Source organism: Rhizobacter fulvus (assembly GCF_964020785.1).
Genome location: NZ_OZ224516.1, coordinates 1,075,762 through 1,092,955 on the forward strand (window position 1 = coordinate 1,075,762; position 17,194 = coordinate 1,092,955).

Here is a 17,194-nt window from a genome sequence, read left to right on the forward strand (position 1 = left end):
TTCAGCGGCTCGGACGAACGATGACGAAGTTGACCGTCTCCCCGCGTCGCACCAGCATCGTGATCGTCTTCGACTTGTCCAGCTTGGCGATCGTCGCGTCGAACTGCTTGGCGCTGGTGATCTCGGTGTTGTCGACCTGGAGCAGCACATCGCCCTCACGCACGCCGGCCCGCGCTGCCGCCCCTTCGACGGCTTCCACCCGCACGCCGCCCTTGACCTTCAGTTCGCGGCGCTGCGCATCGGTCAGTTCGGCCACGGTGAGGCCAAGCGCGCCCGGCACCGCGGCGGGCGGCTTCGGGGCGCTGTTGCCGTCGCGGCCGGCGCTTGCCGTGCGGTCCGCATCGAATTCGACGACCGCCACGCTGATGTCGCGGTACGCACCGCGGCGGAACACCTGAAGCACCGCCTTCGCACCGGGCTTGGCCATGCCGACCATGCGCGGCAGGTCGCCGAACTTCTCGACCGGGCGCCCATCGACCTTGGTGATGATGTCGCCGGCCTCCACGCCCGCCTTGTCCGCCGGCCCGCCGGCCTCGACATTGCTGACCAGCGCGCCGACCGGCTTGCCCAGCCCGATGGACTCGGCGACGTCCTTCGTCACCGGCCCGATCGCCACGCCGATGCGGCCCCGGATCACGCGTCCGCTGGTGCGCAGGCTGTCCGACACGCGCGTGGCCTCGTCGATCGGGATCGCGAACGAGATGCCCATGTAGCCGCCCGAGCGGCTGTAGATCTGCGAGTTGATGCCCACGACCTCGCCGCGCATGTTGATCAGCGGCCCGCCGGAGTTGCCGGGGTTGATCGCGACGTCGGTCTGGATCAGCTTGACCAGGTCGCCGGTGTCGCGCGCCTTCGCACTGACGATGCCGGCGGTTACGGTGCTCTCGAGCCCGAACGGCGAGCCGATCGCGATGACCCATTCGCCGACCTTCAGCTTGTTCACGTCGCCGATGCGCACCGTCGGCAGGCCGCTGGCTTCGATCTTGACCAGCGCCACATCGGAGCGCTTGTCGGCGCCGATCACCTTCGCCTTGAACTCGCGCGAGTCGGTCAACGTGACGATGACTTCGTCCGCACCGTCGATCACATGCGCATTCGTCATCACGAAGCCATCGGCGCTGAGCACGAAGCCGGAGCCGACGCCGCGCGTCTGCGGCTCGGCATCGGGCTGCTGCGGCTGTTGCGGGGCGCGCGGATTGGGCCGCTGCGGTGCAGGGATGCCGAAGCGGCGGAAGAACTCCAGCATGTCCTCGTCCATCTCGCCGGTGCCGCGCGAGGCGCGGGCGCGCTCGGTGGTGCGGATGCCGACCACCGCGGGGCCGACCTTCTCGACCAGGTCGGTGAAGTCGGGCAGGCCCTGCGCGCCGACGGGTGGCGCGGCCAGCGCGGCGGTGACGCCGAGACTCATGGCGAGCACGCCGAGGCCAACCCGGCGGCGCAAGGCGGACTGAACAGAACGAACTGCGGCTTGGATCAAGATCGCCTCCCCCGGCGCGTTGAAATGACGAACGGAACAACGGCCTGCGAACGCGGCAGGATTACTTGCGACTGCGCTCCAGGCCCTTGGCAAACAGGCGAAGTGTCGCAGGCGGCACGTCGCCCAGAACGGTGACCCACCAGTCGCCCTGCTGTTGCATCAGGGTTTGGGTGGGTCCCACCGAGGCCTGCATCGGGCGCGTGTGGCGCTGCGGATCGAAGGGCTCGATGAAGACCGACACGTAGGTCAGCCCGTCGGAAAAGATGCTCTGCAGCGCCTGCTGCTCGCCGGCTTTCTCGGGCCGGTTCGCGCCGGCCATCGGTCGCTTCACGCAGCTGACCTGGCGGAAGCCCGGCACCGCGTCGCGCATGGTCCAGCCCTCGGCTTCGAGCCGTGTGGGCGTCAGCACCGGCCGCACGACGCGATAGCCGTCGAGCTTCTTCATCGGCAGCAGCACGGACTCGGGATGTGACTTCACGTTGATCGTCACGTCCGAGAACGCGGACGATTCGAGCACCTCGTTGCGTTCGCCGATCACGTCGGCGCGCAGCAGAAGCCCGGAGGCCTGGTCGGCCCAGAGCCGGTAGCCGTAGCGGAAGGTATCGCGCGGCTTGACAAGCAACACGTCGGCGTCGCGGCCGGCCACGCGCTCCGCGCCTTGCGGTCGCACATCGTAGAACTCGGCGATGCGGTCGCCGCCGGCCTGCAGCAGCGCCGGGAATTGCGCCAGCGAGTCGCGCTGCTCGATCATCGCGGTCTTGTTGGCCGGCCACAGCGTCGTCACCACCTCGTTGTGGCGGTAGACGTGGCGCGCCTGGCCATCGAGCGCTTCGCTGCGCTCGAACTGGTTCGGCCCTTCGCAGAAGTGCGCGATGCGCGCACTCGACACCGCCCCGCCGCCGCTGACGACGAAGGTCCCCTGGAAATTGCGGTGGCTGGCCGCTTCGTGGATGCGCAGCAACCAGGCGCGCACGTCACGCGTCGGGGCGTCGCCCGCAGGGGCGCTCGCCTGCGCCCAGGCGGACGACGCCACCAGCGTCGCGGCACCGGCCAGGGCCAGCGCGCGCAAGGGTCGAAAGAGGGTTCGAGCGGGTCGGTTCGGCACGGTTCGTCGAGTCAGCGACCGGGGACTTCGGCGGTGGCGTTGCGCAGAAAGCCCGACGGCACACCGAGCGCCGAGCTGCCGGCGAACTGCTTGTGCGCCGCGAGATAGCGGTCGAGCCGCGCATCGCGGATCATCTGCCCGTTGCTGACCAGGGCCTGCGGCTCGACGGCGACGCCCGAGGCGCCGACCAGCGTGGCCACCGGCGTGGCAGGCGCCGACAGGGTGGGCGCCACACTGGCCAACGCGGGCACGTCGGGCAGCAGACCGGGTGCCCGCGACAGCGTCAGCACACCCGCCACGGCGACGAAGCCCGCGGCGACCGCGGTCGGCGCCATCCAGCCCCAACGGCGACCCCCACTGCCGTTCGCCACCGCACGCGCGGGAACCGGCGACACTGCCGGGGCGGACAGCGGCTGCGGCGCCAGCACCACCGGCTCCTGCGCCAGGCGTGCGCGCAGGGACGACATGAAATTCGCATCCCGGGCCGGATCGCTGGCGAGATCGTCCGATCGGAGCACGTCCCCGATGAGTTGATAGGTGTGCCAGGCGGCACGGTGATCGGCGCTGTCGCGCCACTCGGCGCAGGTCCGGGAGACCGCGGTCAGTTCCAGTTCGCCATCGGCCAGTGCCGACAAGCGCTCGCGCGCCGCCTGCAGTTCGGAATCGTTCGACATCTCGCTCTCCATCAACCCTTCACCACCGCTCGCCGTCGCGCGTGTCCAGCAACGGACGCAAGCGCAACGCGATCGCCTCGCGGGCCCGGAAGATCCGCGACCGCACCGTGCCGATCGGGCAATTCATCAGCTCGGCAATTTCCTCGTAACTGAGACCCTCGATCTCGCGCAGCGTGATCGCCTGGCGAAGGTCGTCGGACAGCGCTTCGATCGCAAAGTTCACTGCCGATGCAATTTGCTTGCTCGCCATCACGGCATCAGGGGTTTCGCCGTTGGTCAGTTCGTTCTCGACCCGCGAGCCGGCCTCGTCCTCGTCGTCGCGGGATGCGCGGGCCGATTCGGTGACCAGGGGGTCGCGTTTGAGTTCCATCAGCGCCTTCTTCGCGGTGTTGACGGCGATCCGGTACAGCCAGGTGTAGAAGGCACTGTCGCCACGGAACTGCGGGATCGCACGGTAGGCGCGGATGAAGGTTTCCTGCGCGATGTCGGGTACCAGATCGACGTCGCGCACCATGCGCCCGATCAGGCGTTCGATGCGGCGCTGGTACTTGACGACCAGCATCTCGAAGGCTTTGACGTCGCCCGCCTTGACCCGCTCGATCAGGGGGGCATCGGCGTCCGGCCGGGTCATGCCGGTCATGTCAGTGCCCGACCATCGAATCGTCGTCCGGCCGCGCGGACCGCGACGCATAGACCGCGCAGCGCAGGGCGTGCCATTCTGCCTCGAGGCCGCGGCGCTGCACCGGCAGCCAGACGATTTTCCCGGACGGCAGGGGCTTGAAGCGCAGCAGCATCCAGGCGCCCAGATCGAGCATCACACCCAACTCGCCGGGGACTGCGTCGCTCGTCGCATCGCCCAGGTACCATGCCTGCCCGTCCCAGCGCAAGTCGATCGGACGCTGGTGGAGCGCCATCCACGCGGGCAGGAGCGCCGCCGCGCCCAGCACGGTCAGCGCCCACACGGACGCACCGACCGGATGTTGCTGCGACCCTACCCAGCCCAGCATGACCGCGAACGCGAGCGCCGCCAGCACGCCGACGCCGACGCGCCAGACGCCGAAGCGCTGCAACGAGACCTGGTACGTCGGGGCTGCGCGCATCGGCGCGGTGGATCAACGAAGCGGGCAGCGGCGGCGTCAAACGCGCTTGAAGACCAACGTGCCGTTGGTGCCGCCGAAACCGAAGTTGTTCTTCATCGCGTAGTCGATCTTCATCTCGCGCGCGGTGTTGGCGCAGTAGTCCAGGTCGCACTCGGGGTCCTGGTTGAAGATGTTGATCGTCGGGGGCGCGATCTGGTGCTTGACCGCCAGCACCGTGAACACCGACTCGATGCCGCCGGCGCCACCCAGCAGGTGGCCGGTCATCGACTTGGTCGAGCTGACGACGAGCTTGTCCTTGGCGTGCGCGCCGAAGGCGAGCTTGATCGCGTTGGTCTCGTTCAGGTCGCCCAGCGGCGTGGAAGTGCCGTGGGCGCTGAGGTACTGCACCTGATCGGCGTCGATGCCGGCGCTGCGCAGCGCACCCTTCATCGAGCGCTTCGGGCCGTCGACGTCCGGCGCGGTCATGTGGTACGCGTCGGCGCCCATGCCGAAGCCGACGACCTCGGCGTAGATCTTGGCGCCGCGCTTTTTCGCGTGCTCGTATTCTTCGAGCACGACCACGCCGGCGCCCTCGCCGAGCACGAAGCCGTCACGGTCCTTGTCCCAGGGGCGTGACGCGGTTTCCGGGCTGTCGTTGCGGGTCGACAGCGCACGGGCGGCCGTGAAGCCGCCGACGCCCAGCGGCGAGACCGTCGACTCGGCGCCGCCGGCGACCATCGCATCGGCGTCGCCGTGCTCGATCAGCCGCGCCGCCATGCCGATGCTGTGCAGGCCGGTGGTGCAGGCCGTGACGATCGCGAGGTTCGGCCCCTTGAAGCCGTAGCGGATCGACACGTGGCCGGAGATCATGTTGATGATCGACGCCGGCACGAAGAAAGGCGTGATGCGCCGCGGCCCCTTGGCCGCGAGCTCGCCGTGCGTCTCTTCGATCAGCGGCAGGCCGCCGATGCCGGAGCCAACCAGCACGCCGATGCGCTCGGCCAGCTCTTCGGTCAGGTCGTCGCCGGTGGGCAGCCCGGAGTCCTTCACGGCCTGGATCGATGCCGCCAGGCCGTAATGGATGAAGGTGTCCATGTGGCGCGCGTCCTTGGCCGGGAAGTAGTCCTCGACCTGGAAGCCATTCACCTCGCCCGCGAACTTGCACGCGAAGTTCGACGCATCGAACTTGGTGATGTTGGCAATGCCGGACTTGCCGGCAACGATATTGGCCCAGCCCTCTTCCACCGTGTTGCCCACGGGGCTGATCAGGCCCAGGCCGGTCACGACAACGCGTCTCTTCATGGGCTCAGGGAGTTCGGGTTGGGCCGGGCCGGCTTACGCGGCCTTCTGGTGCTTGACGGCGTAGTCGATCGCCAACTGGACGGTGGTGATCTTCTCGGCCTCTTCGTCGGGGATCTCGATGCCGAACTCGTCTTCGAGCGCCATCACGAGTTCGACGGTGTCGAGCGAATCGGCGCCGAGGTCGGCGACGAATGCCTTGTCGTTGATGACATCGGCCTCAGGGACACCGAGTTGTTCGGCAATGATTTTCTTGACTCGTGCTTCGATATCGCTCATGTACTCCTCCGGGAGTGTTTACAGAAACAGCCCGCGATTCTACGGCCTCTAGGGCGCCTTCTCTAAGACACCCGGCCATACGCCGGACGGGCCATCCGGCGTGACGCGGCACGTGGCCGCATCGTCGTCAGTTCATGAACATCCCGCCGTTGACGTGCAACTCGCTGCCGGTGATGTAGCCGGCGTGTGGCGAAGCGAGGAACGCCACCGCATGGGCGATGTCGCTGGCGTGGCCGAGCCGGCCGAGCGGGATCTGTGCCATCAGCGCGGTGGTCTGCGCCTCGGACAGCGATTTGGTCATGTCCGTCTCGATGAACCCGGGCGCCACGCAGTTGACCGTGACCCCGCGGCTGCCGAGTTCGCGCGCCAGCGAGCGCGTCATGCCGGCGACACCGGCCTTCGCGGCCGCGTAGTTCGCCTGGCCGGCATTGCCGCTGGCGCCCACGACCGAGGTGATGTTGACGATGCGGCCGTAGCGCTGCTTCATCATCGGGCGCGTGACCGCCCGGCTGACGCGGAACACCGCCTTCAGGTTCGTGTCGATGACCGCGTCCCAGTCGTCGTCCTTCATCCGCATCGACAGCATGTCGCGCGTGATGCCGGCGTTGTTGACGACGACGTGCAGCGCGCCGTGCTCCTTGACGATCGCATCGACCGCGGCGTCGACGCCGGCGCCGTCGTTGACATTCAGCGTGAGCCCCTTGCTGCCGGGGAAGGCCGCGAGCGCCTCGGTGATCGCGACGGCGCCGGCGTCGGTGGTGGCGGTGCCGATCACCTTCATGCCCTGCTTCGCCAGCTCGAGCGCGATCGCACGGCCGATGCCGCGCGAGGCGCCGGTGACGAGCGCGACCTGCCCCGCCATCTGGACTTCGGTTGTCATGCCGGCATCCCCTTCACATCCGCGAGCGACGCCGGGTCGAAGATCGTCGCACTCGCCGCGTCGGCGTCGATGCGCTTGACCATGCCCGCGAGCACCTTGCCGGGCCCGCATTCGATGAGGTGCGTGACGCCGCGCGCGCGAATGGCCTGCACGGTCTCGACCCAGCGAACCGGGCCGAAGGCCTGGCGGTAGAGCGCGTCGCGGATCGCCGCAGGATCGGCCTGGACGCTCACGTCGATGTTGTTGACCACGTCGATCTTCGGCGCGGCGATCGGCGTCTCGGCCAAGCGACCACGCAGGCGCTCGGCGGCCGGCTTCATCAGGCTGGAATGGAACGGCGCCGACACCGGCAGCGGCAGCGCGCGCTTGGCACCCTTGGCCTTCAGCACCTCGCAGGCCTTCTCGACCCCGGCCTTGGTGCCGGCGATCACGGTCTGCTTCGGGTCGTTGAAGTTCACGGCCTCGACGACCTCGCCAGTGGCGGCCGCCACTTCGGCACAGCCGTCGCGTACCGCCTGGGCGTCCATCCCGAGGATGGCCGCCATCGCGCCGACGCCCACCGGCACCGCGTCCTGCATCGCCTGCGCGCGGAAGCGCACCAGCGGCAGCGCGTCCGCCAGCGTCAGCGCGCCGGCCGCGACCAGCGCGGTGTATTCGCCGAGCGAGTGGCCGGCGACGACGCTGGGAGCGCGGCCGGTGTCGGCCAGCCAGGCGCGGTAGCAGGCGATGCCGGCGGTCAACATGACCGGCTGGGTGTTGGTCGTCAGGTCGAGCTGGTCCTTCGGGCCGGCATGGATCAGCTGCGCCACGTCCTCGCCGAGCGCGTCGGAGGCTTCCTGCAGCGTCTGCCGGACGGCGGCGTTGTCGCCCCAGGCGTCGAGCATGCCGACGGCCTGGGAGCCCTGGCCGGGGAATACGAATGCGAAGGTTGTCATCGGGTGCTGCGCTCGCTGTTGCCAGGGGTGCGCGGTCTGTTGGAATGAGGTGCCTCGGCGGCGGTCGGGCCGGCAGCGTGGCTCAGAGATCGAGCAGCACCGCGCCCCAGGTGAAGCCGCCGCCCACGCCCTCGAGCAGCACCGTGTCGCCCGGCTTGATCTTGCCGCTGCGCACGGACTCGTCGAGCGCCAGCGGGATGGACGCCGCCGAGGTGTTGCCATGCTGGTCGACCGTGACGATCAACTTCTCGAGCGGCAGCTTGAGGCGCTTGGCGGTGCTCTGGAGGATGCGGATGTTGGCCTGGTGCGGGATCAGCCAGTCGACGTCCGAGTCGCTGCGGCCGGCCTTCTCGAGCACCGACTTGGCCACGTCGTAGAGCACGCCGACAGCCAGCTTGAACACGGCCGGCCCGTCCATCTTGAGCAGCGGATCTCCGAGGATCTGGCCGCCGTTGACATGCCCGGGGACGCACAGGATGTCGACGTGACGGCCGTCGGCGTGCAACTCGCTCGCGAGGATGCCGGGGGTATCGCTCGCCTCCAGGACGACTGCGCCGGCGCCATCGCCGAACAGCACGCAGGTGCCGCGGTCCTTGAAATCGAGGATGCGCGAGAACACTTCGGCGCCGATGACCAGCGCCTTGCTGGCCGCGCCGGTACGGATCATCGAGTCGGCGATCGTCAGCGCATAGACGAAGCCCGAGCACACCGCCTGAACGTCGAACGCGGCGCAGCCGGCGACGCCGAGCTTCTGCTGCACGAGGCAGGCGGTCGACGGGAACACCATGTCCGGCGTGCTCGTGGCAACGATGATCAGGTCGATGCTGGCTGCGTCGACATCGGCGGCTTCGAGCGCGTGCCGCGCCGCGGCAACAGCCAGGTCACTGCTGGGCACATCGGGCTCGGCGAAGTGCCGGGCGCGGATGCCGGTGCGTTCGACGATCCACTGATCGGACGTCTCGATGCCATCGGCCGCCAGTTGCGCGGCGAGCGCGTCGTTGGTCAGGCGCTTCGGCGGCAGGAAGCTGCCGGTGCCGGTGATGCGCGAGTGGCGGTTCGAGGAAGTCGAATGTGGTGTCATGCGGTGCGAGCGATGTCTGGCGCGTCGCCCGCGGCAGACGGCACGGCGGGCATCGCGGCCAGCGATTCGAGGATCCGATCATGGACCCGATCCAGCAGGCCGTTTCGAGCGGCATCATAAGCCCGATTCAGGGCGTGTTCGAACGCGAAGGCATCGGCCGAGCCGTGGCTCTTGAACACCAGCCCGCGCAGGCCGAGCAGCGCCGCGCCGTTGTAGCGCCGGTGGTCCACCCGCTTCTGCAGGCGCTTGAGCACCGGCAGCGCGGCGAGTGCGGCGAGCTTGCTCAACGGGTTGCGCGTGAACTCCTGCTTGACGAACTTCGAGAGCATCGACGCCAGGCCCTCGGAGGTCTTGAGCGCGACGTTGCCGACGAAGCCGTCGCAGACGACGATGTCGGTCGTGCCCTTGAAGATGTCGTTGCCTTCGACGTTGCCGTGGAAGTTCAGCATCCCGCTGGCCGCAGCGTTGCGCAGCAGCTCGGCGGCCTGCTTGATCGTCTCGCTGCCCTTGATCGCCTCTTCGCCGATGTTGAGCAGGCCGACGCTCGGATTGGCCTTGCCTTCGACGGCCGCGACCAGCGCGCTGCCCATCACCGCGAATTGCAGCAGGTGTTCGGCGGTGCAGTCGACATTCGCGCCCAGGTCGAGCACGGTCGTCCCGCCATCGCGCTCGTTCGGCAGCACGGTCGCGATGGCCGGGCGGTCGATGCCTTCGAGTGTCTTCAGCACATAGCGCGACACCGCCATCAGCGCGCCGGTGTTGCCGGCGGAGACGCAGGCATGCGCCGCGGCCTGGCCGTCGGCACCGGGCTTGACCTGGCTGACCGCGACGCGCAGCGACGAATCCTTCTTGCGCCGCAGCGCCACCTCGATCGCGTCGTCCATCTCGACGACTTCGGTCGCCGTCACGACGCGGCAGCGCGCCCAGCCCGCCGCATCGGCCAGCGCTTCGGCGCGGCCGACGAGGATCAGCTCGGCCTCGGGATGCGCCGCGAGGAACGCCTGGCACGCCGGCAAGGTTGCAGACGGACCGTGGTCACCGCCCATGCAGTCGACGGCGAGGCGGATCGTGCTCATCGCCTCGCCCACGCAGCACGAACGCCCAGCCCTGCGCTGTGGCGCAGGCCGGGCGATGCGGCAGATTCAGTGAAGGCTCGGAGCACGGACCGTGTACGCGACTGCCGCGACCGGTTCGATGCGCGCAGGCGGAGGCGCCTTACGCGTCCGCCTTGGTCTTCAGCACCTTGCGACCACGGTAGAAGCCGGTCGGGCTGATGTGGTGACGCAGGTGCTGCTCGCCCGTCGTCGGCTCGATCGCGGTGCCCGGGGTGTTCAGGGCATTGTGCGAGCGGTGCATGCCGCGCTTCGACGGGGACTTCTTGTTCTGTTGGACGGCCATGGGCTTCTCCGAAGGATCCGGGGTATTGCGGGGCGTCGGAAACCTACGCCTGCTGTTGGGCAGGCGTTCAAGAACTACAGCGCCTGCTGGAAAGCCCGCGATTCTAGCACGCAGGGGAAACTCGAGGCATCAGTTCGGCTTGGAGCCCTTCAGCACGGCCAGGGCCGCGAACGGGTTCGGTCTTTCGGCCAGTGGCTCGTCCCCGCTTTCCGGGGCGACGAGCGGCACCGGGCAGACCTCGTGCCTCGGCACGATCGGCAGCGCCAGCAGCAGTTCGTCCTCGATCAGTTCCCGCAAGTCGAGCGCGCGGGTCAGCGCCAGGACGTCGTCCTCGCTGTCGGTGTCCAATTGCGCTGCGGCGTCCTCGCCATGCACGAACAGGAAGCTGCGCTCGAGCACCAGGGGAACCTCGACCGGCTTCAGGCAGCGCTGGCATTCGAGCGGCACGCGGGTCGTCGCATTCACGTGCAACCAGACCTGGGCTTCGCCGCCGCGCTGGGGGCGCGCTTCGCCCCGCGCCTGCCATGCCACGTCGCCGTCATCGGCCAGCAACGCATCGGCGACGGCCGAATCCGTCAGGCGGCCGAACTGCCGCAGCGGCCAGCGCCCTTCCAGGGTACCGGCGGCCTTGGCGAAGGACGCTACGTCGAGGCGCAGCGGATCGAAATCTCGGGAACTCATGAGGGCAGTGTACGGCGCAGGCGAGAATCGAATCATGAGCACGCGACCAACCTTGATCCTGGGTTCGACCTCGCGCTACCGGCGCGAATTGCTGGAACGCCTGCGCCTCCCGTTCGAGGCGCACGCGCCGGATGTGGACGAAACGCCACTGCCCGGCGAACGACCGGCCGCACTCGCGCAACGCCTGGCTCTGGCGAAGGCGCACGCCGTCGCGGCGATCCACCCCGATGCTGTCGTGATCGGCTCCGATCAGGTGGCCGACCTCGACGGCACGCCCGTCGGAAAGCCCGGCACGCACCAGCGCGCCACCCTCCAGCTGCGCGCGATGCGCGGGCGCAGCGTCGTCTTCCAGACGGCGGTAGCGGTCGTCCGTGCGTCGACGGGCCACGCCGAGACGGCGTTGGTGCCGGTCACGGTGCGGTTCCGCCAGCTCACCGACGCCGAGATCGAGCACTACCTCCGCGCCGAGCAGCCGTACGACTGTGCCGGCAGCGCCAAGGTGGAGACCCTGGGCATCGCGCTGCTCGAAGCGGTCGAATCCGACGACCCGACCGCGCTGGTGGGGCTGCCGCTGATCCGCACCGCCGCGCTGCTGCGCGCGGCCGGCATCGACCCGTTGGCGCCGGCATGAGCGTCCTGCGCGGCTCGCTCTATCTGGTCCCGAACACGCTGGATTTCGGCGTGGCGGCGGAAGCCGGCCCGATCGGTGACGTGCTGCCCGCGGCGGTGATCCGCGCAGCGGCGCGGCTGACGTATTGGGTCGCCGAGAACGCCAAGACCACACGCGCGTTCCTGAAGCGCGTCGATGCGGTGGTGCCGCTCGCGCAACCGCTGCAGGCGCTGCACATCGTCGAGCTGCCGCGGCCCGCCAAAGGTGCGCGCAACGCCCCGGCGCCCGACCTCGCCGCCCTGCTCGCCCCGGCACTCGCCGGCCACGACATCGGGCTGATCTCAGAAGCCGGGCTTCCAGCGGTGGCCGACCCGGGCGCCGCACTGGTGCAGGCGGCGCACGGGGCAGGCATTCCCGTTGTCGCGCTGTCGGGACCGAGCTCGTTGGTGCTGGCGCTGGCAGCGAGCGGGCTGACCGGCCAGAGCTTCGCGTTCGTCGGCTACCTGCCGGTCGACGCAGCGGCGCGCGCCACGCGGATCCGCGAACTCGAGGCGCTGTCGCGACGCGAAGGTCAGACCCAGCTGATGATCGAGACACCTTACCGCAACGAGGCGCTGCTCGGCGCGCTGCTCGCGCACCTGCAGCCGGGCACGCGCTTGTCGGTGAGCTGCGGCCTCACGCTGCCCGGCGGCTTCACCCGCACCGACAGCGTTCAGAGTTGGAAGGCGCGCCTCGCCAAGCTGCCGGCGGACGTGCCCGTGGTGTTCTCGCTGCTGGCTGGCTGAGCCGGCAGCAGCGACTATTGCTCGACCGGGTCCGGCTGCTTCGCGCCGAACAGCGCGGCGACGCGTTTCTTCGGCTTGATGTTCGGCGACAGGCTGCGCGGTGCGACCGGCACCTTGCTTTCCCACGCTGGCTCGGCCGTCGGGCTGCTCGGCTCGTAGGGCTTGTCGAAGAACGGATCGCTGGGAACGCGAGGCGGCGGGTCCCGGCGCTGCGGCGCCGCGGCACGCGGCGCGCGCGGCTCGTCGACGCTCTCGGGGCGCGGGCTGTCGTGGCGCGCACGGTCGCGGTACTCGCGCGGCGGCGGTGAGTTGTCGAGCTCGATCGGCTCGAGCTCGATCTTCTTCTTGATCAACTTCTCGATGTCAGCGACCAGGCGTGTGTCGGACGGCGACACGAGCGTGACTGCCAGGCCCGACGCACCGGCGCGACCCGTGCGGCCGATGCGGTGCACGTAGTCCTCGGCGTTGAACGGCACGTCGAAATTGAAGACCGCCGGCAGGTCGGCGATGTCGAGCCCGCGGGCGGCCACGTCGGTCGCGACCAGAACGTCCACTTCGCCGCGTTTGAAGGCTTCGAGCGCCTTCAGGCGCTCGTCCTGCGACTTGTCGCCATGCAGCGCATTCGTGCGCAGGCCATCGCGTTCGAAGGAGCGAGCCAGGCGCGCGCAACCGAGCTTGGAGTTGACGAACACGATCGCCTGCGTCAGCGCGCGGTCCTTGATCAGCTTGAGCACGGCGCGGCGCTTGTCGTCGGTGTCGACGGCGAAGAAGCGCTGCTCGACAGTCGATGCGGTCGCGTTCGGCCTCGCCACTTCCACCAGAATCGGATCCTGCAGATAGCTCTCGGCCAAGCGCTTGATTTCGGGCGAGAAGGTCGCCGAGAACAGCAGCGTCTGGCGGGTCTTGGGCAGGTAGCTGAGGATGCGTTGCAGATCGGGCAGGAACCCGATGTCCAGCATGCGGTCAGCCTCGTCGAGCACGACGTACTCGACCTGGTTCAGCACGCAATTCTTGGCCTCGATGTGATCCAGCAGCCGGCCCGGCGTGGCTACGAGTACCTCGACGCCGCCCTTCAGTTCGAGCGTCTGCGGCTTCATGTCGATGCCACCGTAGACGACCGCGACGCGCAGCTTGGTCTGGGCCGCATAGCCCTTGATGTTGGCCGCGACCTGGTCGGCCAGTTCGCGTGTCGGCGCGATCACCAGCGCCCGCACCGGATGACGCGCTGGCGACATGCTGGCGTTTTCGTGGCGCAGCATCTTGTGGAGCAATGGCAGCGAAAAGGCAGCCGTCTTGCCGGTACCGGTCTGCGCGGCGCCCATCACATCGCGCCCCGCCAGCACGATCGGGATCGCCTTGGCCTGGATCGGCGTCATCGTCGTATAGCCTTGTGCGGCAACCGCCCGTTGCAGACTTTCGGACAGGCCGACGCTGTCGAAGCGCAGCGACAAGCCGGCGTCCACGTCGGACTGGAAAGCGGCCTCGGCACCCTGAGGCGCCGGTTCGGCGCTCAGTGCGCCGTTTTCTATCATGTTTTCGGTCATTCCTCGATTATCGCGCTTCCGGGCGGAAGGCGCCGTGTTCGCCTGGGAGTCACTAGAATGCCGGCTCGCACACGCCAGCGCCTGTTGTTCTCCGGCGCCTTCCCTGCTGCTCTCCCATCGCCAATGAAAGTCACAACAACCGCAATTGAAGGCGTTCTGATCATCGAACCCACGGTGTTCGGCGATGCGCGTGGCTTTTTCATGGAGAGCTTCAACCAGCGAGCGTTCAACACCGCCGTCGGTCGAGAAGTGATTTTTGTGCAGGACAACCACTCCCGGTCGACCAAAGGCGTATTGCGTGGCCTTCACTACCAGACGACGCCTCACGCTCAGGGCAAGCTTCTGCGAGTTACCCAGGGAGAAATCTTCGACGTCGCAGTCGATATCAGGCCTGGGAGTGCCACCTACGGCCGCTGGGTGGGTGTTGAACTGAGCAGTCATAACCACAAACAGCTGTGGATCCCGCCCGGGTTAGCGCATGGTTTTCTGGTAGTCAGCGACAGTGCCGATGTTCTCTACAAGAGCACGGACTTCTACGCACCGAATGCGGAACGATGCATCCGGTGGGATGACCCAGCGGTGGGCATCCAATGGCCGCTAAGCGACACGTCGCCGCTCTTGTCGGAAAAGGATGCATCGGCGGCAGGTCTGCCACCGACAACGTGACCGACAGTGGATCTTTCTTACAGCGCTCGTCATCGAGAGGCCACTTGCGCCAATCGGCTCGCATGCCATCTTTCGCACCTTGGCCAACATGACAACTATTGAACGGCATCCGGCCGAGACGCCTCCCGAACCGACCGAAGGCAAAGACTCTGGCGTCGGCCTGATCGACCTTCTCACCTGGATCGGTGAAGGCAAGCGTCCGATTGCTTACGTCACGGCGGGAGCCGCGGTGTTGTCCTTGGCCTACTCGCTGACACTCACGCCCATTTATACGGCACGGACCAGCTTGCTCCCGCCCGGCTCCCAGCAGCAGGGCGGCTCCGCGGCAGCGCTGGCCGCGTTGAGCTCGATCGGGGGTCTTGGAGACGGGATCGGAGGCGGCTTGGGGGGGAAGGCGCCGGCCGAGATGTATATCGCCCTGCTGAAAAGTGACAGTGTCGTACGCGGGTTGGATGAACGCTTCGGGTTGAAGGCGCGTTACAACATCAAGACCAACGAAACGTTGCGCAAGCACTTACCGCAGGTCGTTCGAGCACTGGCTGACAAGAAGAGCGGACTCATCAACATCGAAGTCGACGACAAAGACCCGGTGTTCGCCGCTGAGTTGGCGAACGCTCATGTGAGCGAGATCACCAAGGTGTTGGGCCGGTTGGCGGTGAGTGAGGCGCAAAAACGTCGCGCGTTCTTCGAGCAACAGCTCAAGGACACGAAAGAGAGCCTCGTCAAGGCCGAGGTGGACTTGCAGCGGGTTCAGGAGAAGTCAGGTTTCATTGTTCTCGACAAGCAGTCGGAGGCCCTGATCACGGGCGCCGCACGAGTCCGTTCGCTCATCGCCGAGCGCGAGGTGCAGCTCAAGGTGATGCGCACCGGTTCCACCGAACAGAACGCCGAGGTGATTCGTCTCAAGGCAGAGATCGCCGCGTTGCGATCGGAACTGGCGCGCATGGAATCCAATCAAGGCGGCAGTTCCGGCAGCACGATCGACATTCCGGTCGGCAAAATCCCGGAGGCCGCCATCGGCTACGTGCGCGCGCGCCGCGAGCTGAAGATGCAGGAAACGCTGCTGGAGGCCATGGCGCGTCAATTCGAACTGGCCAAGCTTGATGAAGCGCGCGAAGGGCCGCTTCTACAGCAGATCGACAAGGCCCTGCCTCCGGACTACAAGTCAAAGCCTTCGCGCGCAACCCTCGTCGCGGCAATCACGTTGATCGCGCTTCTGGGCTCCATGGCATGGGTCCTGATTCGTCGTTATGCGTCGCTTACAGACGAGCAGGATGCGCAGGAGGCCGCGGCGTGGAGAGCGCTGAAGCGGGCGTGGCGAGTGCGCAGCTAAAGCCGAAATTCCGGGCTCGAGTCGCCATCGCAGGGACGATTGATGGCGAGGTATCATCGCAACTGTTCAAACGTTGAACAGATCTCCTGTCCCTCATCGATGCCTGACGACTTCCAGTACGAGTTGATGCGCCAGATCACTGACCAGCCAGACGCCAGTCAGCGCAATCTGGCGGCCCGGCTGGGCGTCAGCGTGGGCAAGGTGAATTACTGCCTGCGCGCGCTGGTCGACAAAGGGTGGGTGAAAGCCGACAATTTTCGACGTAGCGATAACAAGTGGGCGTACGCGTATCTGTTGACCCCACGCGGCGCCAGCGCCAAGGTGCGGCTCACACGCGACTTCCTCGCCCGCAAGGAGGGCGAGTTCGAGCGTCTTCAAGTCGAAATCGCCAAGCTGCGAGGCGAACTTCAGCAGGACCGCCAAGACGCATGAAACTCGACGCGAAAATATTCGTCACGGGACACCGCGGTATGGTCGGCAGCGCGATCGTGCGACGCCTGCAGTCCCGTGGTTATACGAACATCGTGACCCGAACTCATGCAGAACTTGATCTGCTCGACCAGCGCGCGACTCACGAGTTCCTGCGCACGGAACAACCCGAGTACATCTTCATCGCTGCGGCAAAAGTGGGCGGCATTCAGGCAAATAACCTGTACCGCGCCGACTTTCTGTATCGAAACCTGTTGATCGAAGCCAACTTGATCCATGGCGCGCATCTCGCAGGCGTGCAGCGGCTATTGTTTTTGGGTTCGAGTTGCATTTACCCACGCGACTGTCCCCAGCCCATCAAAGAGGAATACCTGTTGACGGGGCCGCTCGAGGCCACCAATGAGCCCTACGCGATCGCGAAGATTGCCGGGATCAAATTGGCCGAGTCCTACAACCGCCAGTACGGGCGGCGGTACATCAGCGTGATGCCCACCAACCTGTATGGGCCCAATGACAACTACGACCTCGCGAACAGTCACGTGCTGCCGGCTCTGCTGCGCAAAGCCCATGAGGCAAAGGCACGCGGAGATGCTGCGTATACCGTCTGGGGTAGCGGAGCGCCGCGGCGTGAGTTTCTGTACGTCGACGATTTGGCGGACGCATGCGTCTACCTGATGGAGTTGGGGTACGAAGGTCCTCTGGTCAACATCGGCACAGGTCAAGACGTGACCATCCGAGAGCTCGCCGAAACCATCATGGCGGTGGTGGGTTTCGATGGCCGAATCGTCTTCGACAGCAGCAAGCCCGATGGCACGCCTCGCAAACTCCTTGATGTGAGCCGCCTTGCGGGACTCGGCTGGCGCGCGAGTACTGCGCTGCAAGAAGGCATCCGCGCCGCATACGACAGCGCCTCTTTCCGAATCTGAGCCCCGGCAGAAC

At 67.2% G+C, this 17,194-nt stretch carries 20 protein-coding genes; 6 read left to right on the forward strand and 14 right to left on the reverse strand.

Features of this window, described 5'->3' with window-relative positions; genetic code table 11:
- Nucleotide 1: 1 nt before the first annotated feature.
- The 13 genes from ACWH49_RS05190 to ACWH49_RS05250 all read right to left on the reverse strand — a co-directional run bounded on the left by ACWH49_RS05190 (nt 2) and on the right by ACWH49_RS05250 (nt 10,888).
- The gene (locus tag ACWH49_RS05190; protein ID WP_448170494.1) at nt 2–1,408 is read right to left on the reverse strand and encodes a Do family serine endopeptidase; all 1,407 of its coding nucleotides are present in this window, start codon (nt 1,406–1,408) and stop codon (nt 2–4) included.
- Between the two features lie 130 nt (nt 1,409–1,538).
- A complete protein-coding gene (locus tag ACWH49_RS05195) occupies nt 1,539–2,546 on the reverse strand; it encodes a MucB/RseB C-terminal domain-containing protein (protein ID WP_448170495.1) in 1,008 nt (335 codons plus the stop codon).
- A gap of 47 nt (nt 2,547–2,593) precedes the next feature.
- Nucleotides 2,594–3,256 carry a sigma-E factor negative regulatory protein gene (locus ACWH49_RS05200; RefSeq protein WP_448170496.1) on the reverse strand — a complete coding sequence of 221 codons (663 nt, stop codon included), beginning with the start codon at nt 3,254–3,256 and terminating at the stop codon, nt 2,594–2,596.
- Nucleotides 3,257–3,275: 19 nt separating this feature from the next.
- Nucleotides 3,276–3,887 carry an RNA polymerase sigma factor RpoE gene (gene rpoE, locus ACWH49_RS05205; RefSeq protein WP_448174309.1) on the reverse strand — a complete coding sequence of 204 codons (612 nt, stop codon included), beginning with the start codon at nt 3,885–3,887 and terminating at the stop codon, nt 3,276–3,278.
- Nucleotides 3,888–3,897: 10 nt separating this feature from the next.
- A complete protein-coding gene (locus tag ACWH49_RS05210) occupies nt 3,898–4,356 on the reverse strand; it encodes a hypothetical protein (protein ID WP_448170497.1) in 459 nt (152 codons plus the stop codon).
- 36 nt (nt 4,357–4,392) lie between these two features.
- Nucleotides 4,393–5,637: a beta-ketoacyl-ACP synthase II gene (gene fabF, locus ACWH49_RS05215; protein ID WP_448170498.1), complete on the reverse strand. Its 1,245-nt coding sequence runs from the start codon at nt 5,635–5,637 to the stop codon at nt 4,393–4,395.
- A gap of 33 nt (nt 5,638–5,670) precedes the next feature.
- Nucleotides 5,671–5,913 carry an acyl carrier protein gene (acpP, locus tag ACWH49_RS05220; RefSeq protein ID WP_056465023.1) on the reverse strand — a complete coding sequence of 81 codons (243 nt, stop codon included), beginning with the start codon at nt 5,911–5,913 and terminating at the stop codon, nt 5,671–5,673.
- 127 nt (nt 5,914–6,040) lie between these two features.
- Nucleotides 6,041–6,793 carry a 3-oxoacyl-ACP reductase FabG gene (gene fabG / locus ACWH49_RS05225; protein WP_448170499.1) on the reverse strand — a complete coding sequence of 251 codons (753 nt, stop codon included), beginning with the start codon at nt 6,791–6,793 and terminating at the stop codon, nt 6,041–6,043.
- Nucleotides 6,790–7,728: an ACP S-malonyltransferase gene (gene fabD / locus ACWH49_RS05230; RefSeq protein WP_448170500.1), complete on the reverse strand. Its 939-nt coding sequence runs from the start codon at nt 7,726–7,728 to the stop codon at nt 6,790–6,792. The genes fabG and fabD overlap by 4 nt, the downstream gene beginning before the upstream one ends.
- Before the next feature lie 82 nt (nt 7,729–7,810).
- On the reverse strand, nt 7,811–8,809 hold the full coding sequence (locus tag ACWH49_RS05235) for a beta-ketoacyl-ACP synthase III (protein ID WP_448170501.1): 999 nt from the start codon (nt 8,807–8,809) through the stop codon (nt 7,811–7,813).
- Nucleotides 8,806–9,885 (reverse strand): phosphate acyltransferase PlsX, encoded by a 1,080-nt coding sequence (gene plsX / locus ACWH49_RS05240; RefSeq protein WP_448170502.1) that lies wholly within the window; start codon nt 9,883–9,885, stop codon nt 8,806–8,808. The genes ACWH49_RS05235 and plsX overlap by 4 nt, the downstream gene beginning before the upstream one ends.
- A 139-nt stretch (nt 9,886–10,024) precedes the next feature.
- The gene (gene rpmF, locus ACWH49_RS05245) at nt 10,025–10,207 is read right to left on the reverse strand and encodes a 50S ribosomal protein L32 (protein WP_056465027.1); all 183 of its coding nucleotides are present in this window, start codon (nt 10,205–10,207) and stop codon (nt 10,025–10,027) included.
- Between the two features lie 129 nt (nt 10,208–10,336).
- Nucleotides 10,337–10,888: a YceD family protein gene (locus ACWH49_RS05250; RefSeq protein ID WP_448170503.1), complete on the reverse strand. Its 552-nt coding sequence runs from the start codon at nt 10,886–10,888 to the stop codon at nt 10,337–10,339.
- 34 nt (nt 10,889–10,922) lie between these two features.
- Here ACWH49_RS05250 and ACWH49_RS05255 point away from each other — a divergent pair, with 34 nt between their 5' ends.
- Both ACWH49_RS05255 and ACWH49_RS05260 read left to right on the forward strand, forming a co-directional pair.
- Nucleotides 10,923–11,519, forward strand: coding sequence for a Maf family nucleotide pyrophosphatase (locus ACWH49_RS05255; RefSeq protein WP_448170504.1), 597 nt, complete (start codon nt 10,923–10,925; stop codon nt 11,517–11,519).
- Nucleotides 11,516–12,283: an SAM-dependent methyltransferase gene (locus ACWH49_RS05260; RefSeq protein WP_448170505.1), complete on the forward strand. Its 768-nt coding sequence runs from the start codon at nt 11,516–11,518 to the stop codon at nt 12,281–12,283. The genes ACWH49_RS05255 and ACWH49_RS05260 overlap by 4 nt, the downstream gene beginning before the upstream one ends.
- A gap of 14 nt (nt 12,284–12,297) precedes the next feature.
- On the opposite strand, the gene ACWH49_RS05265 is transcribed toward ACWH49_RS05260, so the two are convergent.
- Nucleotides 12,298–13,659, reverse strand: coding sequence for a DEAD/DEAH box helicase (locus tag ACWH49_RS05265; protein ID WP_448174310.1), 1,362 nt, complete (start codon nt 13,657–13,659; stop codon nt 12,298–12,300).
- Between the two features lie 291 nt (nt 13,660–13,950).
- Here ACWH49_RS05265 and rfbC point away from each other — a divergent pair, with 291 nt between their 5' ends.
- The 4 genes from rfbC to ACWH49_RS05285 all read left to right on the forward strand — a co-directional run bounded on the left by rfbC (nt 13,951) and on the right by ACWH49_RS05285 (nt 17,181).
- Nucleotides 13,951–14,493 carry a dTDP-4-dehydrorhamnose 3,5-epimerase gene (gene rfbC / locus ACWH49_RS05270; RefSeq protein ID WP_448174311.1) on the forward strand — a complete coding sequence of 181 codons (543 nt, stop codon included), beginning with the start codon at nt 13,951–13,953 and terminating at the stop codon, nt 14,491–14,493.
- A gap of 88 nt (nt 14,494–14,581) precedes the next feature.
- The gene (locus ACWH49_RS05275) at nt 14,582–15,826 is read left to right on the forward strand and encodes a GumC family protein (protein ID WP_448174312.1); all 1,245 of its coding nucleotides are present in this window, start codon (nt 14,582–14,584) and stop codon (nt 15,824–15,826) included.
- Nucleotides 15,827–15,925: 99 nt separating this feature from the next.
- The gene (locus ACWH49_RS05280; protein WP_448170506.1) at nt 15,926–16,258 is read left to right on the forward strand and encodes a MarR family EPS-associated transcriptional regulator; all 333 of its coding nucleotides are present in this window, start codon (nt 15,926–15,928) and stop codon (nt 16,256–16,258) included.
- Entirely contained in the window at nt 16,255–17,181 is a 927-nt protein-coding gene (locus ACWH49_RS05285) for a GDP-L-fucose synthase family protein (RefSeq protein WP_448170507.1), read from the forward strand. The genes ACWH49_RS05280 and ACWH49_RS05285 overlap by 4 nt, the downstream gene beginning before the upstream one ends.
- Nucleotides 17,182–17,194 lie beyond the last annotated feature (13 nt).